The organism is Azohydromonas lata NBRC 102462 (assembly GCF_001571085.1).
Lineage (GTDB): Bacteria > Pseudomonadota > Gammaproteobacteria > Burkholderiales > Burkholderiaceae_C > Azohydromonas > Azohydromonas lata.
Window position 1 is genome coordinate 40,602 of the sequence record NZ_BCTC01000044.1, and the last position, 8,317, is coordinate 48,918.

Annotated in this window: 8 protein-coding genes and 1 pseudogene; 4 read left to right on the plus strand and 5 right to left on the minus strand. The window is 71.9% G+C overall.

Annotated elements, in window-relative coordinates; all coding sequences use genetic code 11:
* The first annotated feature begins 7 nt into the window (after nt 1–7).
* Both ALA01S_RS16250 and ALA01S_RS16255 read left to right on the plus strand, forming a co-directional pair.
* The gene (locus ALA01S_RS16250) at nt 8–2,545 is read left to right on the plus strand and encodes an ATP-binding protein (RefSeq protein WP_169805940.1); all 2,538 of its coding nucleotides are present in this window, start codon (nt 8–10) and stop codon (nt 2,543–2,545) included.
* 91 nt (nt 2,546–2,636) lie between these two features.
* Entirely contained in the window at nt 2,637–3,116 is a 480-nt protein-coding gene (locus tag ALA01S_RS16255) for a host attachment protein (protein ID WP_066338152.1), read from the plus strand.
* A gap of 15 nt (nt 3,117–3,131) precedes the next feature.
* Here the strand turns inward: ALA01S_RS16255 and ALA01S_RS16260 are convergent, their stop codons facing one another.
* The 5 genes from ALA01S_RS16260 to ALA01S_RS16280 form a co-directional block, all read right to left on the minus strand.
* Nucleotides 3,132–4,901: a fatty acyl-AMP ligase gene (locus tag ALA01S_RS16260; protein WP_066338154.1), complete on the minus strand. Its 1,770-nt coding sequence runs from the start codon at nt 4,899–4,901 to the stop codon at nt 3,132–3,134.
* A 204-nt stretch (nt 4,902–5,105) separates the two neighbouring features.
* Entirely contained in the window at nt 5,106–5,816 is a 711-nt protein-coding gene (locus ALA01S_RS16265) for a DUF599 domain-containing protein (protein ID WP_084267630.1), read from the minus strand.
* Complete coding sequence (locus tag ALA01S_RS16270) at nt 5,813–6,250, minus strand: DUF6691 family protein (protein ID WP_066338156.1); 438 nt, start codon at nt 6,248–6,250, stop codon at nt 5,813–5,815. Before ALA01S_RS16270 ends, ALA01S_RS16265 begins: the two co-directional genes overlap by 4 nt.
* A gap of 12 nt (nt 6,251–6,262) precedes the next feature.
* Nucleotides 6,263–6,697, minus strand: a complete 435-nt coding sequence (locus ALA01S_RS16275; RefSeq protein ID WP_066338158.1) for a YeeE/YedE family protein — start codon at nt 6,695–6,697, stop codon at nt 6,263–6,265.
* A 3-nt stretch (nt 6,698–6,700) separates the two neighbouring features.
* The gene (locus ALA01S_RS16280; protein ID WP_066338160.1) at nt 6,701–7,024 is read right to left on the minus strand and encodes an ArsR/SmtB family transcription factor; all 324 of its coding nucleotides are present in this window, start codon (nt 7,022–7,024) and stop codon (nt 6,701–6,703) included.
* A gap of 85 nt (nt 7,025–7,109) precedes the next feature.
* Between ALA01S_RS16280 and ALA01S_RS16285 the strand changes: the two genes are divergently transcribed.
* A complete protein-coding gene (locus ALA01S_RS16285; protein ID WP_066338162.1) occupies nt 7,110–7,985 on the plus strand; it encodes an MBL fold metallo-hydrolase in 876 nt (291 codons plus the stop codon).
* A gap of 234 nt (nt 7,986–8,219) precedes the next feature.
* Nucleotides 8,220–8,317, plus strand: a pseudogene (locus ALA01S_RS34820) (TRAP transporter small permease); the annotation flags it as partial.

An 8,317-nucleotide genomic window follows, 5' to 3' on the forward strand; every position in this document is an offset into this window, starting at 1 on the left:
TTTCTTCATGTCCTCCCCAACGTCTTCACCCCTGCGCCGTCGCGCCTGGCTCGGCCTGGCGCTGGCCACGGCCGGTGCCCGGGCCGCGGGGCTGTCTGCGCCCGCGGCGTCCGCCGTCCGGCCCCGCGGCAAGCCGCTGGTCGTCCATGGCGACCGCAGCCTGCCGCCCTATGAATTCCTGGAGGACGGCCTGGCCAAGGGACTGAACGTGGACGTGTTCCACGCCCTGGGGCAAGTGCTTGGGCGCGAGATCGAATACAGGCTGCGCGACTGGGGCGAGGCGCAGGCCGCCGTGGTGGCCGGCGAGGGTGAGGTGCTGCCGCCCATCGTCAGCACAGCGGCGCGCCGCGAGCACTTCGCGTTCACGCGCACGCTGTGGACGCTGGAGTTCGCACTGTTCGCGCGCGAGGCCGAGGCCGAACGCGTGGCGCACGCCAACCCCGGCACGCTGCGCATCGGCGTGAGCGCGGCGGGCTTTGCCCGCCAGCATTTCAGTGCCAGATACCCCGGCGTCCGGCTGGTGACGGTGGCCGACACCAGCGACGGCATGCGCCGGCTGCAGCGCGGCGAGATCGACGCCTATGCCGGCGAGGTGCGTGCAAGCCTGACCTTCGTGCAGGAGCTCGACATCGGCGGCGTGGCGCAGGCCGGCGGGCCGTTCGCCTTGCAGGAGGCCGGCATCGCGGTGCACCGGCGCAATCCGCAACTGCTGCAGGAGCTCGACGCGGCGGTCGCGCGCATCAAGGCCGACGGCATGCTGGACCGGCTGGTGGACAAGTGGTCGGCGCCCAACGACCGCGCCTTCAGCCGCGCGCAGCTCTGGGGTGCGGCGCTGGCCGCGGCCGGGACGGCCGGGCTGGGCGTGCTGGGCACCATGCTGGCGGTGCAGCGCCGCCTGGCCGAGGCGCAGCTCGAAGCGGCCCGCGCCGAGGCCGAGGCCGCGCGCCAGGCCGCCGAGCAGGCCACGCGCGCCAAGGCCGACTTCCTGGCCAACATGAGCCACGAGATCCGCACGCCCATGAACGCGATCATCGGCTTGAGCCGCCTCATGCGGCATGGCGGCGCCGACGAGCAGACCAACGCCGAGCGGCTGCGCAAGATCGATACGGCCGCGCAGCACCTGGTGTCGCTGGTCAGCGACGTGCTGGACCTTTCCAAAATCGAGGCCGGCAAGCTCGTCCTCGACGAGGCCGAGTTCAACCTGGTCTCCCTGCTGCAAAGCGTGCAGTCGCACGTGGCGGTGATGGCCGAGCAAAAGGGCTTGCAGGTCAGCATCGCGGCCGACGCGCCGCCGGGCATGCTGGTGGGCGACCCCACGCGCATCCGCCAGGCGCTGCTCAACCTGGCGGCCAACGCGGTGAAGTTCACCGAACGCGGCCGCGTGGACATCCGCGCCCGCGTGGTGGCCGATACCGAGGCCGGCGTCACGCTGCTGCTGGAGGTGGAAGACACGGGCCCGGGCATCGCGGCCGGGCAGATCGACCGCCTCTTCGACGCCTTCGAGCAGGCCGATGCCTCCACCACGCGCCGCTACGGCGGCACGGGGCTGGGCCTGAGCATCACGCGCATGCTGGCCGAGCGCATGGGCGGCCAGGTGGGCGTGAGCAGCCGCCTGGGCGAAGGCAGCCGCTTCTGGTTCACGGTGCAGCTGCGCCGCGGCAGCACCGAGGCCCACCCGACCCCCACCGCCCCGGGCCTGCGCGCGCTGGACCTGCTGCGCCAGCGCCACGCCGGGGCGCGCGTGCTGGTGGTCGAGGACAACCCCGTCAACCTGGAGGTCACCACCAGCCTCGTGCGCCACGCCGGCCTGGAGGTCAGCAGCGCGGGCAACGGCCGCGAGGCGCTGGAGCGCGTGGCGGCCTTGCAGGCGCAACTGGTGCTGATGGACTTGCAGATGCCGGAGATGGACGGCTTCGAGGCCACCATCGCCCTGCGCCGGCGCTTTTCCAGCGGGCAACTGCCCATCCTGGCCCTCACCGCCAACGCCTTCGACGAGGACAGGCGCGCCTGCCTGCTGGCGGGCATGAACGGCTTCGTCGCCAAGCCCGTGGACCCGGACAGCCTGTACGAGCAGTTGCTCAAGTGGCTGGACCCCTGCCGCCAGGGCGCCGACGCGCCGCTGCCGGCCGCACCGGTGCCCGCGGGCGAGGACGGCCCGGCGCCGCAGGACGCACTGGCGGCCTTGCGCCGGCTGGACGGGCTGGACGTCGAGGCCGGGCTGCGCAGCTTGGCCGGTGACGAGGCCCACTATCGGGCCCTGCTCTCGCGCCTGGCCGACGACATGGACACCGGCATGGCCGCGCTGCAGGAGGCCGCGGCCCGCGGCGACCACCGTGCCGTGGGCAGCGTGCTGCACAGCTTGCGCGGCGCCGCCGGCACCTTGGGCGCCCAAGTGCTGACCGGCCCCTGGCTCGCGCTGGAGGGCGAGCTGCGCGAAGGCCGGCACGGCCATCTGCCCACGCGCGTGCAGCCGCTGGTGGCGCAGGCGTGCGGCTTCACGGCCTCGCTGCGCGACGCGCTCAGGCACGGCGCGCAGCCCGGCTGAGCGCCGCCGCGCAACGGGCCGGGCAGACAACTTGCCAAGCCCTTGGGAAGCCCCCATTTGGGGATTGCATTCCTCCGTTCACACTCTCCCGATGAGCCGCGACCTGATCCTGATTGCCCATGCTTCCGAGGCCCGGCTCCTGAGCCGTGACCGCGACACGGCCGAACTGGCGGCGCTGGACACGCTGCGCCACCAGCTCCGAAGCGCACCCAGCCCGCTGCAGCGCCGCGCCCCCGACCCCCGTACCGACCTCGCCTCCTGGGCCGCGCCGCCGGACCCGCGCCGGCGCCACTGGCGCGAGTTCGCCGCCGCCATCGCGCCGCGCGTGGAGGCGGCCGTGGCGCAGGGTGGCTTCGAGCGGGTGGCGCTTTTTGCCGCCTGTCCTTTCCTGAGCGAGCTCATGCGACAGCTCGGCCCCCAGGTGCGCAAGGCGCTGCAGGTGGTGGTGGATGCCGACGTGGCCGACCTGCCGCCCGCGGAGCTGGCGCAGCGCATAGAGCAGGAATTGCTGGCGGCCGACCAGGCCCGCGAGGGGCTGGCGCGCGTCGCTGCCTACCCCGTGCGCGCCTGAGCGGCCGCAGGCGGCTCAGCCGTCGATGCCCGTGGGCGCGGCGGCCGGTGGCAGGCCGCGCCCGCGCGCCGCGGGCCGGCAGGCGGCCCAGGCCCTATCGCGCTGCACCTGGCCCTCGGTCGTGCGCGGCAGGCTGCCGGCCTTCACGAACACGATGTCGTGCAGCGTCAGCCCGGCGCGAACATGCAGGCTGTGGCGTGCGGCCTTGAGCACGGCGGCACGGTCCAGGCTCAGCAGCTCGGCTTGCTGCACTTCCTGCATCAGCACCACGCGCAGCGGCTGCGCGCCGCCGCCCACGCACACGGCGGCACTGGCGCCTTCGCTGAGCGCGGGGTGGCTGTCGCGCACGGCGTGCTCGATGTCGCGCAGGTCGTAGTGGCGGCCGCGGATGACGACGTTGTCGCCCAGCGTGCCGGTGATGAACAGCTCGCCGTCCAGCACGAAGCCCAGGTCGCCGGTGCGCAGCCAGGGCCCCGAGCCGTCGGCCAGGCGGGCGCCAAAGGTGTCGCGCGTCTGCTGCGGGCGCTGCCAGTAGCCCTGCGCCACGCTGTCGCCGCGCACCCAGACCTCGCCCACGCGGTCGGCGGCGCAGGGCTGCGCGGTGGCGGGGTCCACGATCACCACGTCCATCCCCAGCACCGGGCCGCAACTGGTGAGCCCGCGCACGCGGCGCGTGGCCGGCGCGCACGGGCGCACGGCCTGGTGCTGCAGCTCGTCGGCGTCCAGCACGGTGGTCCTGGGCGACTCGCGCTTGGGCGCGCAGCTCACCATCAGGGTCGCCTCCGTCTGGCCGTAGCACGGGGTCCAGGCGCGGGCGTCGAAACGGCAGATGGCGAATTTCTCCGCAAACCGCTCCAGGGTTTCCGGCCGCACGATGCCGCCACCCACGAAGGCCGATTCCCAACTGGAAAGGTCCAGTTCCATGGCCTGCTCCGCGCGAATGCGGCGCACGCACATTTCATAGGCAAAACCCGGCCCGCCGCTGGTGGAGGCCCGATACCTGGAGATGGCCTGGAGCCAGCGCAGGGGTTTGGCGAAAAAGGCGGCGGGGGACATCAGCACCGAGGTGCAGCCCGCAAACACCGGCTGCAGCAGCGCGCCTATGAGGCCCATGTCGCGGTGCGCGGGCAACCAGCTCACGCCCACGGTGCGGCTGCCGTGGCCAAAGGCCTGGTGGATGAGCGCCTGGTTGTGCAGCAGGTTGCCGTGGCTCACGAGCACGCCCTTGGGCGTGCCGCTCGTCCCGGCCGTGTACTGCAGCAGCGCCGCGCCGGCGGGGCCGGGGGCTTGGGCGCGCCAGTCGCCGGCGTGGGCACCGTCGTCGCGGCGGGTGGTCACGCAGCGCAGCTGCCTCTCCAGCGACAGGCCGGCGGCCGTGAGGTATTCGAGATTGAAGCCCTCGTGGCCCAGGCACAGGCCGGTGGCGCCGCAGTCCTGCGCCAGCGCCGCCAGCCGCGCGATGTCGGTGCTGCCGCTGGGTGCGGCCACCGGCACGGCCACCACGCCCGCGTACAGGGCGCCGAACAGCGCCCTCACGAATTCCGCCACCGAGGCATACGCCAGCAGCACGCGCTCGCCCGGCTGGAAATGCTGCTGCAGTTGCGCCGCGATGGAGCGGGCCTGCAGATCCAGCTCGGCAAAGGTCAGGCGGCCCGCCTCGGCCTCGCCGTTCTTGAGGAAAACGAAGACCTTGCGCCTGGGCTGCTGCGCCGCGCGGCTGCGCAGCAGAGCCACCACATCGGCACTTCCATCCAGCCCGGCCGGGCGGCCCTGATCCGTGGCCATGCGCGCTCACCCCCGTGTTCTCGTGGTGGATTCAAATATAGACGCGGGGCGCGGCGTTTCCGGCGAATCAGAAGCTCTTCTTATTGCCAGTAATTCCCTCGGAATTTCAAGCTTGAAATGGATATTGGAAAAGCATTTTTCCAATATGAGATGGCATTTGCCGCAGATTCAAATGACCGCCCGGCAGGGCCTGGCGGCTGAAATTCAAGCGCGGGTACGCACCTCTTCGGCCGCAAGGTGGTCCAGGCCGTAACGGTCCAGGCTCAGCAGCACGGCCACCAGCACCACGGCGGCCAGCAACCCGGCGCCGGGGTAGAGCACCGCGCCCACCAGCGGCGCCACCAGGACGAGCTGGCGCAGCCCGCCGCTGTAGAGCAGCCCGGCCTTGCGCACGTAGGCACGCCCGGCGGGCTGCCAGCGCTCGCGGTCCGGCGAGCCCACGGGCATGCCCACGATGAAGCTCACGTGGTTGTAGTAGCGCACCGCCATCACCGAGGACACCAGCGAGGCCAGCAGCAGCGTGAGCATCATCAGCTCCAGCACCAGGCGCGGCGTGAGCGCCGTCGCGCGCGGCGTGCCGACCTCGAAGGCGGCGTGCAGCGAGGGCGCGGCCAGCGTCACCGTGCCCATGAGCGCCAGCGCGGCGGTGGAGGCGGTCATGGTCGCGGACATGAGCGAGTTGCGCAGCGTCTGCACGGCCAGGATCTCGGTGCCCGCGTTGCGCGACACCGAGTCGATCCACTCCTGGCGCAGCACGGCGTGCGCGCTGCGCGCCCAGCGCTGCGGGCGCAGCCGCTCGACCACGGAAAGCCCCACCTCGTAGCCGAGCAGCACCGCCGCGGTGGCGACGACGAAGAACCAGTCCCAGCCGCCCGCGGACAGGCCCGCGGCGGCAGCGGTGCCTTGCGCCGTCATGCGGCGCCCAGCCGGCGCGCCGCGCGGCGCCGCTCCAGCAGCTCGAACAGGCCCATGCCCGCCAGCATGGCCGCCACGAAGAGCGCGGCCTTCACTTCGCCCATGCCCAGCGCCACCAGCGCCGGGCCCGGACAAAAGCCCGCCACGCCCCAGCCGACGCCAAAGAGCAGGCTGCCGCCCACCAGCCGTGCATCCAGGCGCGTGGCCGTGGGCAGCCGCATGGGCTCGCCCAGCAGCGAGGTTTTCATGCGCTTGGCCACCGTGAAGGCGACCAGGCCCACGGCCAGCGCACCGCCCATCACCAGCGCCAGCGACGGGTCCCAGGCGCCGGCCAGGTCCAGGAAGCCCAGCACCTTGGCCGGGTCGGCCATGCCGGAGAGGATCAAACCGAGGCCGAAGACCAGGCCGCTCAGGAACGAAGACAGCAACAGCATGACGCTCTCCCCTCAGCCGGCCAGCAGGTGGCGCAGCACGTACACAGTGGCGAAACCCGCGCCCATGAAGCTGAGCGTGGCCGCCAGCGAGCGCGGCGACAGCCGCGAGAGCCCGCACACGCCATGGCCGCTGGTGCAGCCCGCGCCGTAGCGCGTGCCCACGCCCACCAGCAGCCCGGCCAGCACCAGCGCGCCGGTGCCGGCGTCGATGTGCGGCCTGGGCAGCGCCGCCAGCAGCGACCAGGCCAGCGGCGCGGCCACCAAGCCCAGGACGAAGGCCAGCCGCCAGGCGACGTCGCCCTGGGCGGGCTTGAGCAGCCCGCCCAACACGCCGCTGATGCCGGCAATGCGGCCCGGCAGCAGGACGAACATCGCCGCCGCCACGCCGATGAGCAGCCCGCCGGCCAGCGACGCGGCGGGGGTGAAGGCATTCCAGTCGATCGCCATGGCTCAGGCCTCCTTTGGGCAGTACAGGCGGTAGAGCACCGCCAGGATTTCCAGCAGCGCCGGGTCGGCCACGCTGTAGAACACGTTCTTGCCCTGGCGCCGCGTGGCCACCACGCCCTCGGCGCGCAGCACGGCGAGCTGCTGCGACAGCGTGGGCTGGCGGATGCCCAGCCGCTCCTCCAGCTCGCCCACCGACAGCTCGGCCTGCGAGAGCTGGCACAGCAGCAGCAGCCGGTCTTCATTGGCCAGCACTTTCAGCGCCCCCACGGCGCGCGCGGCGGCGCCGCGCAGCAGCGCGGGGTCCAGGGCGGTGGCGGCATCGGCCATCACGGTCTCCTCAACAAGTCGTCTTGACAACAATATATCAGTTCATATATTGTTTTTCAATAGATTGACGTGAAGGAGCACCCCCATGACGACCCGGGCCGACATCCAGGCTTTCTTCGATCCCGCCACCTGGACCGTGAGCTACTTGGTGGCCGACACCGCCACGCGCCGCGCCGCCGTGATCGACCCCGTGCTGGACTTCGACTTCAAGTCCGGCCGCACCGCCACGCACTCGGCCGACGCCATGGCCGCCTACGTGGCCGCGCACGGCCTCGCGGTGGACTGGATTCTGGAAACCCATGCCCACGCCGACCACCTCTCCGGCGCGCGCTACCTGCAGCAGCGGCTGGGCGGGCGCATCGCCATAGGCGAGCACATCCGCGAGGTGCAGGCCACCTTCAAGAAGCTCTACAACCTGGAGCGCGGCTTCCTGCCCGACGGCAGCCAGTTCGACCATCTTTTCCACGACGGCGAGACGTTCAGCATCGGCGGCCTTCAGGCCACGGCGCTGCACGTGCCGGGGCACACGCCGGCGGACATGGCCTACCTGATCGAGGACGCGGTGTTTGCCGGCGACACGCTGTTCATGCCGGACGTGGGCACGGCGCGCGCCGACTTCCCCGGCGGCGATGCGCGCAGCCTGTACCGCTCCATCCGCCGGCTGCTGGCGCTGCCGCCGGCCACGCGCGTGTTCGTCTGCCACGACTACCCGCCCAAAGGCGCCGGGAGCCGCGAGCCGGCCTGGGAAACCACGGTGGCCGCGCAGCGCGAGCACAACATCCACGTGCACGACGGCATCGGCGAGGACGCGTTCGTCGCCATGCGCCAGGCGCGCGACGCCACGCTGGAGGTGCCCACGCTCATCCTGCCGTCCATACAGGTCAACGTGCGCGCGGGCCAGCTCCCGCCGGCCGACGACAACGGCGTGGCCTACCTGCGCATTCCGCTCAACACCCTCTGAATCGCCGCCGCCGCGCCCTCGCGGCGGCACGGCTTGCCCTGCCCTGTCCGCGCCGGCCGTCCATCGCCTGGACGGCCGGCGTTTTTTCTGTGCCGATGCTGCGCTGCAGCTAGGGGTTACCCCCAAAGACGAAAAACGAACCAGTTCGTACATTCCTGATCCGCGGCAAATGCAGGCCGTGTTTTTTCTGGAAGCGCCGGCGTCCTCCAGCCGCCCAAGAGAAGGAGACAAGCGATGAACAAATTCCTGGACGGCTACTGCCGCGTGCTGGACGCGCTGATTGCGCTGGCGCTGGCCATCATGGTGGTGCTGGTGTTCGGCAACGTGGTGCT